Genomic DNA, 18,528 nt, shown 5'->3' with positions numbered 1-18,528 from the left:
GGGCCTTTCCGCATGAATGTCGTGGTACAGAATATCGAGCGGGTGGATCCGGCAATCGTCGAGGGGCTCGGCAGATGCGGCGTTTCCACGGTGCATGAGGCTCAGGGGCGCAAGGGGCTCCTCGCCTCCTACATGCGGCCGATCTATCCGGGCGTACGGCTGGCCGCCTCTGCCGTCACCATTTTGGCGCCGCCCTGTGACAACTGGATGGTGCATGTTGCCATCGAGCAGGTGCGGGCGGGTGACATTCTGGTTCTCGCAACCACATCTCCGTCCGACGCCGGTTATTTCGGCGATCTTCTGGCCACGTCGATGCAGGCGCGCGGTGGCGTAGGGCTGATCATCGATGCCGGCGTGCGCGATGTGCGCGACCTTACCGAGATGCGCTTCCCCGTGTGGTCGAAAGCGATCTGCGCTCAGGGGACGGTCAAAGAAACGCTTGGTTCGGTCAATGTTCCGGTCGTGTGCGCTGGCGAGCTTGTTCATCCGGGCGATGTCATCGTTGCCGATGATGACGGTGTTTGCGTGGTGCGGCATGCGGAAGCGGCAGACGTGCTTGCAAAGGCCCGCGAGCGCGAGGCGAACGAGGACGCCAAGCGCGCCCGGCTGGCTGCAGGCGAACTCGGCCTCGATCTTTATGAGATGCGCTCGCGCCTGGAGCAGAAGGGGCTGAAATATGTCTGACGGCGTGCGCTGCATGTGGATGCGCGGTGGTACCTCGCGGGGCGGGGTCTTCCTCGCCGCCGACCTGCCCGCTGACACGGCTGCGCGCGACGCGTTCCTGCTGGGTGTGATGGGGTCTCCCGACCCGCGTCAGATCGACGGACTTGGTGGAGGCGATCCGCTGACCTCGAAGGTCGCGATCGTTTCCCCCTCCACACGTGACGATGCGGATGTCGATTATCTGTTTCTGCAGATATTCGTCGATCAGGCGCTGGTAACCGACGCGCAGGGCTGCGGCAACATGCTGGCCGCCGTCGGTCCTTTCGCTGTAGAGCGAGGTCTGGTGCGGGCATCGAACGGCGAGACGCGCGTCCGGATCTATATGGAGAACACGGGCAAGGTGGCGGTCGCGCGAGTTGCCACGCCTGGTCGGAAGGTGACCTATCGCGGCGCGGCGCGCATCGACGGCGTTCCCGGTTCGGCGGCTGCGGTGCCGCTCGAGTTCCTCGACGTCGCCGGTTCGAGCTGCGGCGCGCTGTTGCCGACAGGCAGGGTGTTCGACATGATCGACGGGGTCGCGGTGACCTGCATTGACAACGGCATGCCAGTGGTAGTGCTCACCGCCAGCGACATGGGCATCACCGGGTATGAAACGCGCGAGGAGCTTGACGCCAACACTGCGCTCAAGGCGCGCCTTGAAACCATTCGTCTGATTGCTGGTCCGATGATGAATCTCGGTGATGTCTCGCAGAAATCTGTGCCGAAAATGACTATGGTTGCGCCGCCCCGCGGCGACGGAGCGATCACGACGCGGACATTCATCCCACATCGCTGCCATGCCTCGATTGGTGTCTTTGGCGCTGTCAGTGTCGCGACTGCCTGCCTCCTGCCCGGTGCACCGGCCGCCGCTATCGCGGTGGTGCCGGAGGGCTTTGACAAGGTGCTCCTCATAGAGCATCCCTCTGGCGCGACCCCTGCGATCCTTACAGTCGACGGGGAGGGTGTGGTGACCGGAGCCGGTATGCTGCGCACGGCGCGCAAGCTTTTCGATGGCGAGGTGTTCGCCCAATGACGATGGAAAAGACGATCATGACGGCCGAACCCCCGACTTTTCACCCGAACCCCTCGAAGCCGGCCTATGTGCCACCTGCGGGCGCGGTCGACGCGCATTGCCATGTTTTCGGTCCCGCGGCACGCTTTCCTTATGCGCCGGAGCGGAAATACACGCCCACTGATGCGCCCAAGGAAATGCTTTTCTCCCTGCGCCGGCATCTTGGTTTCACGCGTAGCGTCATCGTCCAGGCGAGCTGTCATGGCAGGGATAATGCCGCGATGATCGATGCGCTGGAGGCAGAACCGGAGACCACACGCGGCGTTGCTGTCGTCGCCCCTTCCGTTTCTGACGAGGACTTGCAGATGATGGACCGCGCCGGCGTACGCGGCGTACGGTTCAATTTTCTGAAACGGCTGGTGGATACCGCGCCGCGTGACGACTTCCAGCGCATCGCCGAACGGGTGGCTGAACTCGGCTGGCACGTCGTCGTCTATTTCGAGATGCAGGACCTGCCAGAGCTCGAACCCTTTCTGCGCGGCCTTCCGACGACGGTGGTCGTCGACCATATGGGGCGGCCCGATGTAGCAGCGGGTGCCGATGCTGCGCCGTTCCGTGCCTTTGTCGATATGCTTGAAGACGAGAAGTTTTGGGTCAAGGTCGGCTGCCCCGAGCGTCTGACGGTCGAGGGACCACCCTATCACGATGTCGTGCCCTTCGCGCGCAATCTCGTCGAGACCTATTCCGACAGGGTGCTGTGGGGGACTGACTGGCCGCATCCGAACATGAAAAGTCACATTCCCGATGACGGATTGCTGGTCGATCTCATTCCCTCGATCGCCCCAACCCCCGACCTGCAACGCAAGCTGCTCGTCGCCAATCCCTCGCGCCTCTATTGGGGCGAGATGTAACGGCATATCGGTTGCCGGTCAGGCTGCCGTCAGGAGATTGAAATTGAGAATGCGTCGTTTAACAACTATCCGTCTTGCCCTTGCGGCTGCCTTTGGCCTCGGACTGGTGGCAGCCTCGTCTGCCGCGGAACTCCGGCTGGCGCATTTCATGTCGCCGATGCACCACATGCAGAAGCGCATGATGCAGCCCCTCGCGGACAAGCTTGCCTCCGAGACCGACGGCGAGGTGACGATCCGGATATTTCCTTCGGGCGAATTGAGCAAAAGTGGCGCAGCCCAGTGGAGAACGGCTTTAACCGGTGTTGCCGACATCACCTTCGGGCTACAGGGCTATACGAGCGAAACCTTCCCACGCACCATGTTTGCCGTCGCGCCGGGCCTGTTTCACTCCTCGGCTGAAGCGACGACGGCGATGTGGGAGACTATGGATGCGCTGGCACCCGACTACGAACGCGCCAAGCTGCTTGCCATGTGGGCGGCGGAACCGGCGATCCTCATGACCAAGGATGTGCCGATCCGCACGATGGAAGACATGCAAGGGCTGAAGATCCGCACTGCGGATCAGGTGGGCGCCGCCATCGTGCAGGCGCTCGGCGGAACGCCCGTGCCGCTGCCCGCCAGCGAAATGTATACGGCGATCGACACCGGTGTGATCGACGGCATCATGAGCGATGCCAGCACGATCGAATCCTTCAAGCTGCATGAAGTCGCCAACTACTTCACGGTAGGCCTGCCTTCCAGTACCTCCGCTTATTTCCTCGTGATGAACCGCCGCAGTTTCGAGCGCCTGACCGCTGACCAGCAGGCCACGCTCGATGCATTGACCGGTCGCGAACTCAGTATGACGGCGGCGGGGTCCTATGCCACCGAAGCGGCGCGCGGCCTCGACATGGTGCGCGCGGCCGGCAAAACGATCATTGAGGTCGAGCCGGCGGTGCTCGAGGATTTCCATGCCAAATCGGATGCCGTCATGCAGTCCATGCTCAAAACAGCGGAAGCCGCCGGCGTGGATGGAAAAGCAATTGTCGAGGGGTTGCGCAACAGCGTCTCGACGACGCGATAAGCAGATTCGACTGGCTGGCGGGAGGGAGCCCGCTGGTGGCGCATGGGGCGCCGGACAACAACAGGGAGGAACGACATGAGACGTGCAGCAGCAGGATTTGCCGGATTGCTCGGCCTGGCACTCGCCGCGATGGCGGGGAGCGTCAGCGCTACCGAGTTGAAGGTGTCGCATTTCATGAGCCCGATGCACCACATGCAGGCGCGGGTTCTGGAACCGTGGACCAGGACACTGACCGAAGGGGCTGGTGGCGAACTGACCTTCCGCATCTTCCCGTCGGGTGAGTTGAGCAAGAGTCCGGTCGCACAATGGAAAACCGCGCTGACAGGGGTCACGGATATCGCGTTCGGGCTGCCTGGTTATACGACCGAGAATTTCCCGCGCACCATGCTGGCTGTATCGCCCGGCATGTTCGAAACAGCGGCCGAGGCAACCAACGCCATCTGGGACAATATCGAAGATATCGCGCCGGATTATGAGCGTGCCAAACTGCTTGCGCTGTGGGGCAGCGAGCCGGCTGTACTGATGACCCGCAACAAGCCGGTCAAAACGCTGGCCGATGTGAAGGGCCTCAAGATCCGCACCGCCGATCAGGTTTCGGCGGCGATCATCGAAGCCTGGGGTGGGACGCCGGTCCCGCTGCCCGCGAGCGAGATCTACACCGCAATGGATACCGGCGTGATCGACGGGCTGTTCATCGATCCGAGCGGCGTTCCCTCTTTCCGCCTCGACGAGGTGGTCAACCATGTGACTCTTGGGCTGCCAACCCCGTCGTCGGCGTTCTTCCTGGTGATGAACCAGAATGCCTGGAATGGACTCAGCGAAGCCCAGAAAGCGGAGCTGGACAATCTTAGCGGCCGGCAACTCAGCCTGGATTCCGCAGCCTCCTACGCGAAGGAGGCCGAGCACGGCATGGACATTCTGAAGAAAGCCGACAAAGAGATCATTATGCTCGATGCCGAGGCGCAGGCAGAATTTGTCGCGGCGACCAAGTCCGTTAGCGACAAGCTCGTTGCCGAAGCTGAGGGGCGTGGCGTGGAAAACGCCGCCGACATTGCAGCAGCTCTCGACAACAAAAAATAGGCCATGACGACGATGATGCGTGCAAAGGAAACTAGACCGACGGTCGCCAGCCGTCTGGCGGACGGGTTCGGTCTTCTGGGCGGGATAGCGATCCTGTTTCTGGCCGGACTGGTCTTTTGTGATGTGGTCGGGCGAACACTGGGATCACCGATTTTCGGTGCACGCGATATCATGGTGATGACGCTGGCGGTAATCGCCGCCAGCGGTTTTGCGAGCGGGGCGACACATGGAATTCATATTGCCATCGACGCCCTGCAGAATTTTCTGCCCCCCTGGCTAAGACGCGGTCAGCTGCTGCTGGCTGACTTCATCAGTTTAGCATTTCTCGCGATTCTCTCATGGCGCAGCTTCGTGGGTGGAATGGAAGCCGGGGATTTCGGTGAGCGGACGATGCTCCTGTCGTTTCCGCATGCTCCGTTCTACTTCACCCTGTCGTTCGGCCTGGGCCTTTATGCGCTTGTGGTTGCGTTCGATATCATCAAACAATTGAAGTCGGTGAGCAACGATGCCGAATGAACTCTATGGCCTGCTGGGCATCGTCGGCCTTGCGGTCCTCCTGATCCTGCGTGTTCCGGTTGCGCTCGCCATCGGCACGGTCGGTTTTGTGGGCATCACGGCGCTGAGCGGCGCCAACACCGCGTTCTACATGGCGTCGTCGGAAGCGTTCGCTACTGTCACGCAATACGAACTCGTCGTCATTCCGCTGTTCGTTCTGATGGGCAACATTGCCAGCGCATCGGGGCTCAGCCGTGACCTCTACGATGCGGCCTTCGCCTGGATCGGCCGGCTGCGTGGCGGTCTCGCCTCGGCCACGGTGATCGGCTGCGCGGGTTTCTCCGCCCTCAGCGGCTCGTCCATCGCTTCGGCCGTTACGATGGGACGTGTGGCCCTGCCGGAAATGAAGCGCTTTGCCTACTCCGATGCGCTGGCGACCGGGTCGGTGGCGGCCGGTGGCACCCTCGGCATCCTGATTCCGCCGTCGACCGGATTTATCATCTATGCAACGCTGACCGAGCAGTCGATCGGCCGTCTGTTCATGGCCGGCATCCTTCCGGGCATCCTGCTTACCACACTGTTCGTCGTTGCGATCTATATTGTCACGTTGCTCCGCCCGGCCGATGGGCCGGCCGGGGAGCCATTCACCTTGAAGGAGAGCATCCGCGCCGGCCTGCGTGCGTCGCTGATCGGTGGCATTATCGTCATTACCATCGGCGGCATCTATCTTGGCTTCTTTACCCCCGCAGAAGCCGCCGGCATCGGAGCGGTACTGACGTTGTTCGTCTCGTTCTTCCGCGGGCGGCTAAGCCTTGCGCAGTGGAAGAACGTGCTAATGCAGACTGTTCGTACCACGTCGATGGTATTCCTGATCCTCGTCGGCGCCAACATTTTCGCACCCTTTCTGGCGTTGAGCGACCTTCCGCACTTCATCAGCCAGGGGCTGACGGCTCTTGATGTCGGTCCCTACGGAGTGCTGTTCCTGATCCTGGCGGCATACATCATCCTCGGAACGTTTCTTGAGGGTCTGTCGCTGCTGGTCATCAGCCTGCCGATCGTCTTCCCCGCCATCATTGCTGCCGGCTTCGATCCGATCTGGTTCGGCGTCATCGCAGTGATCGTTCTTGAAATGGGGCTGATCTCGCCACCAGTCGGACTCAATGTCTTTGTCGTCGCCAGTATCGCCGACAACGTGCCGCTGTCGACTGTGTTTCGGGGGATCATTCCGTTCTGGATCGCGATGGCGGTCTGCACGGTCCTGCTGATCCTGTTTCCATCGATCGCCCTCTATATCCCGCAAACAATGATGGGAAACTAGCGTGACCGCGATTTCGCCGGTTCATTGCAATGTTTCCGCCAAAGCAAAGACTGCCTTCATGACCGATGCACTCGACAATCCAACAGGCGCCGATGCGGTGCTGTTCAGTCTCAAAGCCAACGGTGTTGACTATCTTTTCGCCAATGCCGGCAGCGATTTTGCGCCGATTATCGAGAGCTACGCCCGGCGTGGCGAGGATGGAAAACGCGCGCCGAAGCCGGTGATCGTCCCACATGAGGCGGCGCTGGTTGCTATGGCGCACGGCTACTATCTGGTTACCGGACGGCCACAGGCGGCCATGGTGCATGTCAATGTCGGGTTGGCCAACGCCGTCATGGGGCTGATCAACGCTCATGCCGACGACGTGCCCCTGATCATGATGTCCGGCCGCACGCCGCTTACCGAGCATGACCGGCCGGGCGCGCGCCGCACGCCGATCCAGTACGGGCAGGAACAGTTCGATCAGAGTGGCATGGTGTGCGAACTGGTCAAATGGAATTACGAGCTGCGCTATGCCGAGAACGCCGCCAACCTCGTATCGCGCGGTTACGCCATTGCCATGTCGGAGCCGGTTGGAGCGGTTTATCTGAGCCTTCCGCGGGAGCCGCTGTGCGAGCCCGCGCCAGCGCTGGGGGAGGGGAACGCGCCACTCCAGGTGGCGGCCAGCCCTACCGCTCCTGATCCACAGGCCATCGAACAGGCAGCCGCCTGGCTGGCGACTGCGAAGAACCCGCTTATCATTTGCCAGCGCGGCGATCCGGCGGGCAAGGTGGCGGCTCTTCTGGGAGCCCTGGCGGAGCGGCACGGCATTGCTGTCAGCGAAGTGTTTGCCACACGCAACGTCATGCCGAGCGATCATCCGATGCTCGTTGGTCCCAATCTGGCTGAGTTGCTGCCGGCTGCTGATGTCGTACTCGTTGTTGATGCGCCCGTTGCCTGGATTGAAAGTGCAGCGCAGCCGGCTGAGATGGCCAAGGTGATCCATGTTGGTCCTGATCCGCTGTTCGCCCGCATGCCGGTGCGCTCTTACCGCGCTTCTCTTGCCATCGCGGGCAATACCGCGCGCATCCTTGCTGCCCTGGACACTGCTCTGGATGCGCACCCGCCAGCAACGCGTATCCGGCGCGAAGCCGCGGTTGCCGGTCATGAGGCCTACCGCGCAAGGGTGACAAAAACGGCTGAGGCGGGAAGTCGCGGAGCGGCCAGCAAGGCATGGGTCGCGCACTGCGTCTCCGAGATTCTAGGGGACGAAGGTATCGTCTTCAACGAAAGAGGAGCTCCCTCTCCCTTCTACACACTAAAGGCCGGCAACCGGTTTTTCGGCAACACGCCGGCAGGCGGTCTTGGCTGGGCGCTTCCCGCGGCATTGGGCGCTCAACTTGCTGACCGGGAACGTTTGGTCGTTTGTGTGGTCGGTGACGGCTCGTATATGTTCGCAAATCCCGTTGTTTGCCACCAGGTTGCAGAAGCTCACGATTTGCCACTGCTTACGGTGATACTCAACAATGGTGCCTGGGACGCTGTCAGGCTCTCGACACTGGAAGTCTACCCGGAAGGGTATGCCTCTCGCGCCAATGAGGTGCCGCTTTCCGACTTGTCTCCTGCACCCGACTACTGCGCGGTTGCCGCTGGTTCACGCGCCTGGACCTGTGTGGTGGAGGAAGCCGGAGAATTGCCCGCCGCCCTCGCTAGAGCAGTCGCGGTTGTTCGCGACGAGCAGCGGCAGGTGGTAATTGATGTGCGCGTGCGAGCCGAGTGACGGAGCGCGACCCCATTTTATCATACGTCTTTGACGGAGTGGGTAAGCTCTGGCAGCGATGCCTAGGTCGGAAGATTATCCCTCCCACCTCGAATACCGTCCTCATCCGTCCACCCCAAAGCGCGGGATAGCCGCGCCGCCGATGATGTCGTCAGTCGGATAATGTGCTCCAGCTCGGATTCCTGAATCCTGAACGCAGGAGCCACCACATGCACCGTCGCCACGACCGAATTGTCCAGAGTAAAGACGGGGGCAGCGCACGAAACCTGATGGTCGCTCACCTCACCGCGACTGATACAAAAGCCCTGGCGGCGGATCCGCGTGAGCTCCGCGAGGATTGCCTTGCGGGAACGTGGCGTGTTTGCAGTGAGCGCGACGGGTCTCAACGGGACGCATTTATCGATGAATGCCTGTGACTGGAACGCCAGCAGGCATTTGGGCGATCCCGCGTAGAGGGGGCGACGACGCCCCACATTCGCGTGCACCCTCAGATCCCGTGAAGGCTCGGCCTTTGCGACGCACAGGGCTTCCATGCCGTCGATCGTCCGCAACTGTACGGTCTCGTTCACCCGCTGGCACAGCTCCTCGAGAATGGGCGTTGCAAGACGGATCATATCCGTTTGCGAACTGGCGGTGATTCCCAGAACCAGCATGGCGTCACCAAGACCATAAGCGCCATCTTTCGTCCGTTTGACGATCTGACGTTGTTCCATTGTGTGCAACAATCGATAGGCACGTGACTTGTTGAGGCCTGTTTTCCGCGCAAGATCCGTGACGCCGATATTCGGTCTCCGAGCGACTTCCATAAGAAGGTCTAAGGCCTTATCAACTGATTCTACTATATAATTTTGCATAGCGCTCTTAATCGAAGTCGATTTCTTTCAGGGCATTTTACGTGTTTTATCTGTCGAAACAAGCTCAGAATAAGTTTGACAGCCTCGTTCGAGCGACTGTTTACTCAGGCCTGTTGAAGAACACGCAGTTCAAAAATCACGGCCGCTCACAGGCTGCCGCGAAACAACCAGGGGGAAGAGATTGACCAAATACATGACCCGGCGGAATTTTCATGCTTCGGTGATCGCGCTGATCGTCGCTGGCGCCATTCCCGCATCTGCGCAGGAGGCCACGCTTTCAATCGGCATGGCTGCGCCCATCACCTCGCTTGATCCGCATGAGGATTCCAATTCACCGAACAACGCCACCAGCCGCCACATTTGGGACAGCCTGATCAATCGCGGCGGTTCGGCGGAAAACAAGCCCCAGCTCGCAACGGAGTGGGAGGTCGTCGACGACACGCACTGGCGCTTCACACTTCGGGAGGGCGTTACCTTTCACGACGGCTCGTCTTTTGACGCTGAAGATGTTGTGGCTTCGCTCATCAGGGCCCGGGACAAGGAAAGCCAGGCTTTCGCTTCCTACACCCGCAATATCGCCAACGTGACTGCCGAAGACGATCACACCGTTGTGGTTGAAACAACGGTTCCGGATCCGATGATTCTGAATTCGCTGAGCCGTATCCGCATCATCAGCTCGGAGTTTGCCGACGCGCCCGTCTCCGAATTCGAGAATGGCCCCGCAGCCGTTGGCACCGGTCCCTTCAAGCTGCTCTCCTACACACCGGGTGACCGGATCGAGTTGGAGCGGAATGATGAGTATTTCGCCGGACCGGCGGATTGGTCCCGTGTGACCCTGCGCCTTGTGCCCGATGATGGCGGCCGTCTTGCGTCCCTTCTGGCTGGCGATCTGGATCTGATAGAGAACCTTCCTGCAGAGGGTGTGGCCCGCGTCGAATCCAATGATGATCTGAAGGTCATCCGCGGTCAGTCCACCCGCCTCGTTTATCTTGGTATGGATGTTGCGCGCGATCAAACACCCTTTGCCACCGCGAAGGATGGGTCGCCGCTGGACAGCAACCCCTTCAAGGATGCTCGCGTACGCAAGGCGCTGCTGATGGCCATGAATCGAGAGGCCATCGTTGATCGCGTCATGCAGAAGAACGGCACGGTTGCCCATCAATTCGTCGCCGAAGGCTTTTTCGGACATTCCGACGAGGTTGAGGAAGTCGGCTACGACCCGGAGGCTGCAAAGGCGTTGCTGGCCGAAGCTGGTTATCCGGACGGCTTTGCCCTTACCATTCACGGCCCGTCCGGGCGCTATGTGAATGACAGCGAAGTCTTGCAGGCCGCAGGCCAGATGTTCTCCCGCATCGGCATCGACACCAAGGTGGAAGTGATGCCCTGGTCGGTCTATTCAGGCAAATATTCCGATGGCGAGTATTCGCTCTTCCTTGGCTCCTGGGGCGTGAACACCGGAGAAGTCTCCAATCCGGCGCTGGCTCTTGTGGCAGCACGGAACGCTGATAAGGGCACCGGACGCTACAATGGCGGAGGCATCGATGTTCCCGCGATCAATGAACTCCTGGATCAGGCTACGTCCACGCTCGATGAAGAGGCACGAGAGCCTCTCCTTCAGAAAGTCTCGGCGGCGACATTCAACGATGTCTGGCTGTTGCCGATGCACTACGAGAATGTGGTGATGGGCGCGAAGAACGGCATCGAGTTCAAGCCGCGCGGAGACAAATACACGCTCGCTTATGAAGTGCACAAAGCAGGCGAGTGATGCACACTTTGCGGGAGGCGCCTGGATCGCCTCCCGCATACCTCTCCCAAAATAGGGCGTTCCTTCGGGCCCGCCTGCTTTAAACATCTCAGGAGTACACATGCAGGAGCTTGCATCCAGCGGTGCGGCTTTGCGCGCGCGCGCCATCTATGACTATGGTGAGACCGCAATCCTAGCGTCCACCATCGATCCCCGGTTCCACATGATGCTCTACGTGCCCCCGGCAGCCGCCGAGGGGAAAAAGGTCGATCTGCTTGTCGCAGTCCACGGAACAGGACGAACCTCGGCTTTCGAGTTTCGTGACGGGTTCGCCGAATTCGGTCTTTACAATGACTGTGCAATCCTGTGCCCGATCTTTCCGGTCAATGTGCGCGGTGATGGGGCTCGCTCGGGTTACAAGTACCTTCAGGAAGGTGACATCCGCTACGACAAAGTCCTTTTGTCGATGGTCGAAGAGATGGCGGGGAAATATGGGCAGGACTGGTCAAAGTTTGCGATTTTCGGCTATTCCGGCGGCGGTCATTTTGCGCACCGCTTCGCCATCCTCCATCCGGAAAAATTATGGGCCGCAAGCATCGGCGCGCCTGGCTCGGTGACGCTCCTCGATCCGGAGCGCGACTGGTGGGTTGGCGTGCGGGACGTGGCCGAACGCTTTGGCAAGCCCTTTGACGCATCGGCTCTGGCCCGTGTCGCCGTTCACATGGTTGTGGGTGATGCGGATCTCGAGACCTGGGAAATCGCTCACGCCCCCGGCTCAACATATTTCATGGAAGGCGCAAATGATGCTGGCGCCACCCGGCCGGAACGGCTGCGCAGCCTCAGGGCTTCATTCGAGGCGGCCGGAGTGAACGTGACTTTCGACGAGATTCCGGGCGTTTCGCATGACCGGATGAAATGCATCGGCCATACGAAAGCTTTCCTGACCCGCACTCTCAAGGAGATGCGCGCATGAACCGCAATGCTACGATTGTTGCTCCGCAGCCGGAGGCAGTGGAAGCCGGAGCCGAGGTGCTGGAACGGGGCGGAAACGCCATCGACGCGGCACTTGCCTGTGCATTTGTTCAGGGCGTCGTCGACCCGCAGATGTGCGGTATTGGCGGCTTCGGGTCGATGCAGGTCTATATGCCGGGGCGTGGCATCCACGAGATGCTGGAGTTTTATGCGCTCGCACCTTCCGCGGCGACGCCGGATATGTGGCTCGACAAGCTTTTGGGTCAAAGCCGCGATGGATTTGGCTTTATTCTTGAAAACAATATCTCCGAGATCGGCTATCTGGCCTGTTGCACCCCCGCTTCGCTCAAGGGATATGAGCGCGCCCTGAAAGATTACGGCACCTGGGATTGGGGTGACCTCATCGCGCCAGCCATCAAATATGCCGAAGAGGGCTTCAAGATTCGTCCGCACATGCACTGGTACTGGACCAAGGACCAGACGAGCGACGGTCAGGTGAATACGCTGGACAAGCTGCGATACTCGCAAACCGGTCAGCGCGTCTATTTCCACAATGATGGCAGGCTTCGTGAAGTCGGCGAGATTCTGAGCAACCCTGATCTCGGACGCACGCTCCGGCGTATAGCCGAGAGCGGCTCGTCAGACATATTCTATCACGGTGAAATCGCCGAGCAGATTGCTGCGGATTTCGCAGCCAATGGCGGATTGATCGCACTCGAGGATCTGGCGCAATACGAGATCACCAAAGCGGCACCGGTATGGGGCAGCTACCGCGGTCGCCGGATTGCCTCCAGCCCCCCGCCGGGGTCCGGTTTCCCCATGATCGAGTTGCTGCACATTCTCGAAAACTTTGATCTCGCCGCGATGAAGCACGGCTCCACAGAGTATGTGCGCACGCTGTTCGAGGCGATGAAACGCATGACCATCGACAAGGACAAGCATATGGGCGACCCCGCCTATGTGGATGTTCCGGTAGAGCGACTGCTGTCCAAGGAGCACGCTGCGGAACTCGCCGCGCAGATCAAGCGGGGAGAACGGGCCAGTGTTGAGCGGCTGGATATGTCGCAGCGGGACACCACGCATATCTCGGTGGTGGACAAGCAGGGCAATGCCGTGGCTTTGACCCATTCGCTGGGCAGTCCCTCCGGCGCCATCACGGAGGGGTTGGGCTTCATGTATAACGGCTTGATGAGCCGCTTTGATCCGCGACCGGGGAAGGCAGCATCGATTGCGCCCCGCAAGCGCAGGGCGAGTTCAGCAGCACCGACGATCGTGTTTGAAGGCGACAGTCCCTCGATCGTGATTGGCGCTCCGGGAGGCAGCTATATTGCGCCGACGGTCGCCCAGGGGATCATCAACATGATTGACTTCGACATGAACATTCATGCCGCGGTTTCCGCACCGCGACTGGTCGGTGTGTCCAACAGCATAGACATCTGCAACCGGATCCGGCGTTCAGTCGCTGAAGAGTTGCGCGGGCAGGGCTATGAAGTGCTGCGCTCGCCACAAGCTTATGCGTTCGCCGCGCTGCATGGTATCCGGATAACCGACGGGGTCTCTTCCGGTGCTGCAGATCCGCAGCGCGATGGTATGGCGATCAGCGTCGACTGAGCCGGAAAGCGACAACAAACCATGGTAACCACCCTCATACGGCGCATAATTCAGGCGGGGTTCGTCATTCTTGCGATGACGGTAATCGTATTCCTTGGTGTGAACGTCATCGGCAACCCGGTCGACATTCTCATCAACCCCGACCTGAACCAGGCGGAGCGGCTGCGCGTGATCGAGAGCCTGGGGCTCGATCGGCCGCTGTGGCAGCAATATCTGAGTTTCCTGCACGGTCTCACGGAAGGGAATTTCGGCAACAGCTTTGTCTATTCCAAGCCGGCGCTCGATGTGATTCTTGAGCGCTTGCCTGCGACGCTCGAACTGGCGCTCTGTGCGATGGTGATCGCAATCGTCGTGGGGCTGCCCCTGGGGCTTTATGCCGGCCTTTATCCGAACCGGGTGTCCTCACGGGTCATCATGACCGGTTCCATTCTCGGATTCTCGCTGCCCACCTTCTGGGTCGGCCTCATGCTGATCCTGCTGTTTGCCGTCCAGCTTGGCTGGTTGCCGTCCAACGGGCGCGGCGAGACCGCAATGTTGTTTGGCGTTCGCTGGTCATTCCTGACGTGGGATGGGCTGTCGCATCTGTTGCTGCCGGCATTGAACCTCGCCCTCTTCAAGACGTCGCTCATTCTTCGGCTCACCCGGGCGGGCGTGCAGGAGGTGATCATGCAGGATTACGTCAAGTTTGCCCGCGCCAAGGGTTTGCGGGAAAGCCGCATCATCCTGGTGCACATCCTCAAAAACCTGATGATTCCTGTCGTAACGATCATCGGGCTGGAGTTTGGCTCTTTGATCGCATTCTCGGTGGTGACCGAAAGCATATTTGGCTGGCCGGGCATGGGGAAGCTCATCATCGATAGCATCAACCTGCTCGATCGCCCGGTAATCGTTGCTTACCTGATGATGATGGTGGTGCTCTTCGTCTCGCTGAATTTCATCATTGATGTCTGTTATACCCTGCTGGACCCCCGGGTTCGGCTGGATGGCAAAGGCTGACGCGCCATGGAGTCGAAAATCGCTACTGAAGCTGAAAGCCCCACTGCGCAGACTGGTCGGAGTTCGATCGGCAGGCGCATCTGGCCCGCGCTGCGTCACTTCTTCTCGTCGCCGGCGGCACTTGTCGGATGCATCGGGCTGGTTGTCGTGCTGTTCACCGCCATCTTCGCGCCGTGGATCGCTCCCCAGAACCCCTATGATCTGCTGCAGCTCGACATTATGGATAGTCGTCTGCCCCCCGGTTCGGAGAGTTTCTCAGGCGTGCCCTACCTTCTGGGAACCGACGGCCAGGGCCGCGATATCCTTTCCGGCATCATGTACGGGCTGCGAACCTCGCTGATTGTCGGCATTGCGTCGGCATTCGCGGCCGCACTTATCGGCACCACATTGGGGCTCATGGCTGCCTATCTTGGGGGGCGCACCGAGAATTTCATGATGCGTCTGGTGGATCTGCAATTGTCCTTCCCCACCATTCTCATGGCGCTGATGGTGCTTGCGATCCTGGGCAATGGCGTGACGAATGTCGTGTTGGCAATCATCGTCGCGGAATGGGCAACCTATGCCCGCACCGCGCGAGGGACGGCGCTGGTTGAACGGGAGAAGGAATACATCGATGCGGCGCGCTGCCTGCGCATTCCCGGTCGTCGCGTGCTCTTGCGGCACCTTTTGCCCAACTGTCTTGCACCGATCATCGTGATAGCCACCATGCAGGTCGCCCGTGCCATCGGGCTTGAAGCGACCCTCTCCTTTCTGGGGCTGGGCGCATCGGTCACCCAACCCTCTTTGGGAATGCTGATCTCCAACGGCTACCAGTATCTTCTGTCTGGTCTCTACTGGATCAGTTTTTACCCTGGCATCGCCCTGCTCATCACGATCGTATCCATCAATCTTGTGGGAGATCGGCTTCGCGATGTGCTCAATCCGAGGAATGCCCGATGACCGCGCTGCTTGAAGTTCGCAACCTCGTCACCGAATTTCCCGGTGAGGCGGGAAACGGCCTGCGCGCCGTGGATGACGTATCGTTTCGTCTGGGGCGCGGTGAGGTGCTGGGGCTGGTGGGCGAGAGTGGTTCCGGCAAGAGTGTCACGGGGTTTTCCATCATGGGGCTGGTGGACTGGCCTGGGCGTGTGGCAGGCGGGCAGATCCTGTTTGATGGTGAGGATATCGCCAGGGCCGATGAGGAAACCCGCCGTTCCCTGCGTGGCCGGCGTATCGCCATGGTGTTCCAGGATCCGATGATGACGCTCAACCCGGTTCTGCGGATCGGCACCCAGATGACCGAGGCTTTGCATGCCCATGAGCGGATGAGCGCCACTGCGGCGCGTGAGCGGGCGCGTGATGCGCTGGGGCTTGTGGGCATACCCAGTCCGGAGGAACGCCTGGACGCCTATCCCCACCAGTTCTCAGGCGGCATGCGTCAGCGCGTGGCGATCGCTATTGCGCTGTTGCATCGACCCGATCTTATCATCGCGGATGAGCCGACCACCGCGCTCGACGTTACCATCCAGGCACAGATTATCTCCGAGTTCCAGAAACTGACGGAAGATCAGGGAACAGCGGTCATCTGGATTACCCACGACTTGGCCATTGTTTCCGGCCTCGCCGATCGCATTGCGGTCATGTATGGCGGGCGCATCGTGGAGACGGGCAATATCGAGGATGTGCTGGTTGCGCCCAAACATCCTTACACGCACGGTTTGATCCGCTCTGTGCCTTCACAAAACAGTCGCGGCCACAGGTTGGCGCAAATTCCCGGGGTGACACCAAGCCTCGCGCGGATGCCAGAAGGATGCGCGTTCCGCACCCGTTGTGAGCGCGCCACAGACGCCTGCACCGCGCGGCCGGGACGCTTTGGGGACGTGCTGGCCTACCACCGCTGTTTTCATCCCCACGAGGAGGCTCTGGTATGACGATGGCAGAGACAGTCGCCGGCGCCTCCACGCCGCTGCTTGAACTTCGCAAGGTGTCCTGCCGTTTTGGCGCGCGTCCTGACCTTGCTGCCCGGATTGCAATCGCACTCGGTGCGGCCAAACCTTTCCCGATTATCCATGCGCTGGACAAAGTGGATCTGACGATCCGCAAGGGGGAAGTGCTGGGCCTTGTCGGAGAGTCCGGTTGCGGGAAGTCGACGCTCGGCAGAATTGCCGCAGGAATATTGCCGCCTTCCGAGGGGCAGGTTTTCTGGAAGGGCGAGGACCGGGTCACGTTGCGTGGAAGCCGGCAGCGGGATGCCGATCTCGAAGCGCAGATGATCTTCCAGAATCCGATGGCAGCGCTCAATCCACGCATGACGGTCGAAAAACTGGTGGCCGAAGCCCCCGGCATCCACGGCCTGATCAAGGGCAGCACCGGCAGCTATGTGGATGATTACCTGACCAAGGCCGGGTTCGATCCGGCGATGAAGAAACGCCTGCCACACCAGTTTTCCGGGGGGCAGAGGGCGCGGGTCAACATTGCGCGCGCGCTTGCGGTACAGCCGGATTTTCTTGTCTGTGATGAGAGCGTCGCAGCGCTGGATGTGTCCATTCAGGCGCAGATACTCAACCTGTTTATGGATCTGCGAGAACAACTGGACCTGACCTATCTGTTTGTCAGCCATGATCTGGGGGTCGTGGAGCACATCTCCGACCGGGTTGCGATCATGTATCTTGGACGGGTCATTGAGGAAGCGCCTGTGGCCGAGATTTTCTCACGGCCAAACCATCCCTATACCCAGCAATTGCTGGCCGAGGTGCCACGCATCAGACCGGGAAAACGACGCTTTGCTGCAATGAAGGGGGAGCTGCCGAGCCCTCTCAATCCTCCGAAAGGGTGCCACTTTCATCCGCGCTGCCCTCACGCACATGACCGTTGCAGGATTGAAGTTCCGCAAAAGCGCGAAATTGCACCGGGGCATATTTCGGCATGCCATCTGAACGACAAGCAGGCGGTATGAGTGGAATAGGACGCATTCCCGGTTTCATCCTCGCATTGCTCCTCGGTGCTACCGGAGGCGCGCTCTTTACCTGGGTCGGGATGCCGCTTTCCTGGATGCTTGGATCGATGACCGCCTGCGGGCTTGCCTCGATCATGAGTCTACCGGTTCGTGGTTCCACCCTGGCTCGCCCGCCCATGTCGGCCGTGATTGGCACCATGCTGGGTTCCCAGTTCGGGCCGCATACTCTGGAGAGTGCAGCGATGTGGTGGCCGGCACTCCTCGCATTGGCCGGCTATCTCGCGGTGGCCGCCGTTCTGTGCAATGTCTATCTGCGCCGCGTCATACATCTCGATCGGCGCACCGCGTTCTTCTCGGCGATGCCGGGCGGGCTTGTCGATATGGTGCTGCTTGGCGCGGAAAAGGGCGGCGACGAGCGGACCATCGCATTGATGCACTCTTCGCGCATCTTTCTGGTTGTGTTGAGCCTGCCGCCTCTAATGACCTTGATCACGGGGGCTGACCCGGGAGCGCGTGTGGCGACCTGGCGGCCACTCTCCGACATGGGATCGGCTGATGTGGTCTGGTTCATCGCAACACTCGGGGCCGGGATCGGGTTCGGCAAATTGCTGCGATTGCCCGCGCCGTATTTGATAGGTCCAATGCTGGTGAGCGCGGGATTGCATTGGACGGGTGCCTCCGGCTTTGTGGTCCCCAGTGCGGTGATGGCTGTTGCGCAAGTGGTTCTTGGAACCGTCGTCGGTTGCCGTTTCGCAGGTACTGCGCCAAAGCGAATTCTGCACATTCTGATGACGTCGGCCGGTGCCACGGCGATCCTGCTGTTGGTCGCCGTCATCTTCGCTTTCGCTCTCCATCGTGTCATCGAGGTTCCGGTTGAGGGCATTCTTCTGGCCTTCGCACCCGGTGGGCTTGCTGAAATGAGTCTCGTCGCGCTTGCGTTGAATCTCGAGGTGGCGTTTGTTGTGGTCAGCCATATCAGCCGGATAGGTATGGTTATTCTGGCGGCGGGCCTGCTCTCGTCCAAAGACTGAGCATGGCCCGGTTGCCGCCGACGTGCGGGCAGCGAAGCTGACGCT

The 18,528-nt window shown here is 60.4% G+C and carries 17 protein-coding genes; 16 read left to right on the top strand and 1 reads right to left on the bottom strand.

The window, feature by feature from the left end:
- Positions 1 to 12 precede the first annotated feature (12 nt).
- The 8 genes from P2W41_RS00360 to P2W41_RS00325 all read left to right on the top strand — a co-directional run bounded on the left by P2W41_RS00360 (position 13) and on the right by P2W41_RS00325 (position 8,340).
- Entirely contained in the window at positions 13 to 684 is a 672-nt protein-coding gene (locus P2W41_RS00360) for a 4-carboxy-4-hydroxy-2-oxoadipate aldolase/oxaloacetate decarboxylase (RefSeq protein ID WP_292898469.1), read from the top strand.
- Complete coding sequence (locus tag P2W41_RS00355; protein ID WP_404933989.1) at positions 677 to 1,735, top strand: 4-oxalomesaconate tautomerase; 1,059 nt, start codon at positions 677 to 679, stop codon at positions 1,733 to 1,735. Before P2W41_RS00360 ends, P2W41_RS00355 begins: the two co-directional genes overlap by 8 nt.
- Positions 1,732 to 2,625 (top strand): amidohydrolase family protein, encoded by an 894-nt coding sequence (locus P2W41_RS00350; RefSeq protein WP_404933988.1) that lies wholly within the window; start codon positions 1,732 to 1,734, stop codon positions 2,623 to 2,625. Before P2W41_RS00355 ends, P2W41_RS00350 begins: the two co-directional genes overlap by 4 nt.
- A gap of 49 nt (positions 2,626 to 2,674) precedes the next feature.
- On the top strand, positions 2,675 to 3,688 hold the full coding sequence (locus P2W41_RS00345) for a TRAP transporter substrate-binding protein (protein ID WP_292898472.1): 1,014 nt from the start codon (positions 2,675 to 2,677) through the stop codon (positions 3,686 to 3,688).
- Between the two features lie 75 nt (positions 3,689 to 3,763).
- Positions 3,764 to 4,768 carry a TRAP transporter substrate-binding protein gene (locus P2W41_RS00340; protein ID WP_404933987.1) on the top strand — a complete coding sequence of 335 codons (1,005 nt, stop codon included), beginning with the start codon at positions 3,764 to 3,766 and terminating at the stop codon, positions 4,766 to 4,768.
- 3 nt (positions 4,769 to 4,771) lie between these two features.
- A complete protein-coding gene (locus P2W41_RS00335) occupies positions 4,772 to 5,284 on the top strand; it encodes a TRAP transporter small permease (RefSeq protein WP_292898474.1) in 513 nt (170 codons plus the stop codon).
- Positions 5,274 to 6,581 carry a TRAP transporter large permease gene (locus tag P2W41_RS00330; RefSeq protein ID WP_404933986.1) on the top strand — a complete coding sequence of 436 codons (1,308 nt, stop codon included), beginning with the start codon at positions 5,274 to 5,276 and terminating at the stop codon, positions 6,579 to 6,581. The genes P2W41_RS00335 and P2W41_RS00330 overlap by 11 nt, the downstream gene beginning before the upstream one ends.
- A gap of 1 nt (position 6,582) precedes the next feature.
- Positions 6,583 to 8,340 (top strand): thiamine pyrophosphate-requiring protein, encoded by a 1,758-nt coding sequence (locus tag P2W41_RS00325; RefSeq protein WP_404933985.1) that lies wholly within the window; start codon positions 6,583 to 6,585, stop codon positions 8,338 to 8,340.
- Positions 8,341 to 8,402: 62 nt separating this feature from the next.
- Here P2W41_RS00325 and P2W41_RS00320 read toward each other — a convergent pair whose 3' ends face one another.
- The gene (locus tag P2W41_RS00320) at positions 8,403 to 9,194 is read right to left on the bottom strand and encodes an IclR family transcriptional regulator (protein WP_292898477.1); all 792 of its coding nucleotides are present in this window, start codon (positions 9,192 to 9,194) and stop codon (positions 8,403 to 8,405) included.
- A gap of 193 nt (positions 9,195 to 9,387) precedes the next feature.
- Here P2W41_RS00320 and P2W41_RS00315 point away from each other — a divergent pair, with 193 nt between their 5' ends.
- From P2W41_RS00315 to P2W41_RS00280, 8 genes are all read left to right on the top strand, one after another.
- Positions 9,388 to 10,959, top strand: coding sequence for an ABC transporter substrate-binding protein (locus P2W41_RS00315; RefSeq protein WP_404933984.1), 1,572 nt, complete (start codon positions 9,388 to 9,390; stop codon positions 10,957 to 10,959).
- Positions 10,960 to 11,059: 100 nt separating this feature from the next.
- Positions 11,060 to 11,911 (top strand): alpha/beta hydrolase, encoded by an 852-nt coding sequence (locus tag P2W41_RS00310; protein ID WP_404933983.1) that lies wholly within the window; start codon positions 11,060 to 11,062, stop codon positions 11,909 to 11,911.
- Entirely contained in the window at positions 11,908 to 13,521 is a 1,614-nt protein-coding gene (gene ggt, locus P2W41_RS00305; RefSeq protein WP_292898480.1) for a gamma-glutamyltransferase, read from the top strand. Before P2W41_RS00310 ends, ggt begins: the two co-directional genes overlap by 4 nt.
- Before the next feature lie 21 nt (positions 13,522 to 13,542).
- A complete protein-coding gene (locus P2W41_RS00300; protein WP_292898481.1) occupies positions 13,543 to 14,517 on the top strand; it encodes an ABC transporter permease in 975 nt (324 codons plus the stop codon).
- Between the two features lie 6 nt (positions 14,518 to 14,523).
- Positions 14,524 to 15,456, top strand: coding sequence for an ABC transporter permease (locus P2W41_RS00295; RefSeq protein WP_404933982.1), 933 nt, complete (start codon positions 14,524 to 14,526; stop codon positions 15,454 to 15,456).
- On the top strand, positions 15,453 to 16,427 hold the full coding sequence (locus P2W41_RS00290; RefSeq protein ID WP_292898483.1) for an ABC transporter ATP-binding protein: 975 nt from the start codon (positions 15,453 to 15,455) through the stop codon (positions 16,425 to 16,427). Before P2W41_RS00295 ends, P2W41_RS00290 begins: the two co-directional genes overlap by 4 nt.
- Complete coding sequence (locus tag P2W41_RS00285; protein WP_404933981.1) at positions 16,424 to 17,452, top strand: ABC transporter ATP-binding protein; 1,029 nt, start codon at positions 16,424 to 16,426, stop codon at positions 17,450 to 17,452. Before P2W41_RS00290 ends, P2W41_RS00285 begins: the two co-directional genes overlap by 4 nt.
- Complete coding sequence (locus P2W41_RS00280) at positions 17,449 to 18,483, top strand: AbrB family transcriptional regulator (protein WP_292898485.1); 1,035 nt, start codon at positions 17,449 to 17,451, stop codon at positions 18,481 to 18,483. Before P2W41_RS00285 ends, P2W41_RS00280 begins: the two co-directional genes overlap by 4 nt.
- The last annotated feature ends 45 nt before the right edge of the window (positions 18,484 to 18,528 follow it).

This window comes from Nitratireductor sp. L15S-10 (assembly GCF_045011005.1).
Classification (GTDB): Bacteria; Pseudomonadota; Alphaproteobacteria; order Rhizobiales; family Rhizobiaceae; genus Nitratireductor.
This window is presented reverse-complemented; position numbering and strand designations above follow the sequence as displayed.

Excerpts from the sequence above, each read along its gene's own strand:
- P2W41_RS00360 (WP_292898469.1), top strand. The coding sequence starts at position 13 with ATGAATGTCGTGGTACAGAATATCGAGCGGGTGGATCCGGCAATCGTC.
- P2W41_RS00355 (WP_404933989.1), top strand. The coding sequence starts at position 677 with ATGTCTGACGGCGTGCGCTGCATGTGGATGCGCGGTGGTACCTCGCGG.
- P2W41_RS00350 (WP_404933988.1), top strand. The coding sequence starts at position 1,732 with ATGACGATGGAAAAGACGATCATGACGGCCGAACCCCCGACTTTTCAC.
- P2W41_RS00345 (WP_292898472.1), top strand. The coding sequence starts at position 2,675 with ATGCGTCGTTTAACAACTATCCGTCTTGCCCTTGCGGCTGCCTTTGGC.
- P2W41_RS00340 (WP_404933987.1), top strand. The coding sequence starts at position 3,764 with ATGAGACGTGCAGCAGCAGGATTTGCCGGATTGCTCGGCCTGGCACTC.
- P2W41_RS00335 (WP_292898474.1), top strand. The coding sequence starts at position 4,772 with ATGACGACGATGATGCGTGCAAAGGAAACTAGACCGACGGTCGCCAGC.
- P2W41_RS00330 (WP_404933986.1), top strand. The coding sequence starts at position 5,274 with ATGCCGAATGAACTCTATGGCCTGCTGGGCATCGTCGGCCTTGCGGTC.
- P2W41_RS00320 (WP_292898477.1), bottom strand. The coding sequence starts at position 9,194 with ATGCAAAATTATATAGTAGAATCAGTTGATAAGGCCTTAGACCTTCTT.
- P2W41_RS00315 (WP_404933984.1), top strand. The coding sequence starts at position 9,388 with ATGACCCGGCGGAATTTTCATGCTTCGGTGATCGCGCTGATCGTCGCT.
- P2W41_RS00310 (WP_404933983.1), top strand. The coding sequence starts at position 11,060 with ATGCAGGAGCTTGCATCCAGCGGTGCGGCTTTGCGCGCGCGCGCCATC.
- ggt (WP_292898480.1), top strand. The coding sequence starts at position 11,908 with ATGAACCGCAATGCTACGATTGTTGCTCCGCAGCCGGAGGCAGTGGAA.
- P2W41_RS00300 (WP_292898481.1), top strand. The coding sequence starts at position 13,543 with ATGGTAACCACCCTCATACGGCGCATAATTCAGGCGGGGTTCGTCATT.
- P2W41_RS00295 (WP_404933982.1), top strand. The coding sequence starts at position 14,524 with ATGGAGTCGAAAATCGCTACTGAAGCTGAAAGCCCCACTGCGCAGACT.
- P2W41_RS00290 (WP_292898483.1), top strand. The coding sequence starts at position 15,453 with ATGACCGCGCTGCTTGAAGTTCGCAACCTCGTCACCGAATTTCCCGGT.
- P2W41_RS00285 (WP_404933981.1), top strand. The coding sequence starts at position 16,424 with ATGACGATGGCAGAGACAGTCGCCGGCGCCTCCACGCCGCTGCTTGAA.
- P2W41_RS00280 (WP_292898485.1), top strand. The coding sequence starts at position 17,449 with ATGAGTGGAATAGGACGCATTCCCGGTTTCATCCTCGCATTGCTCCTC.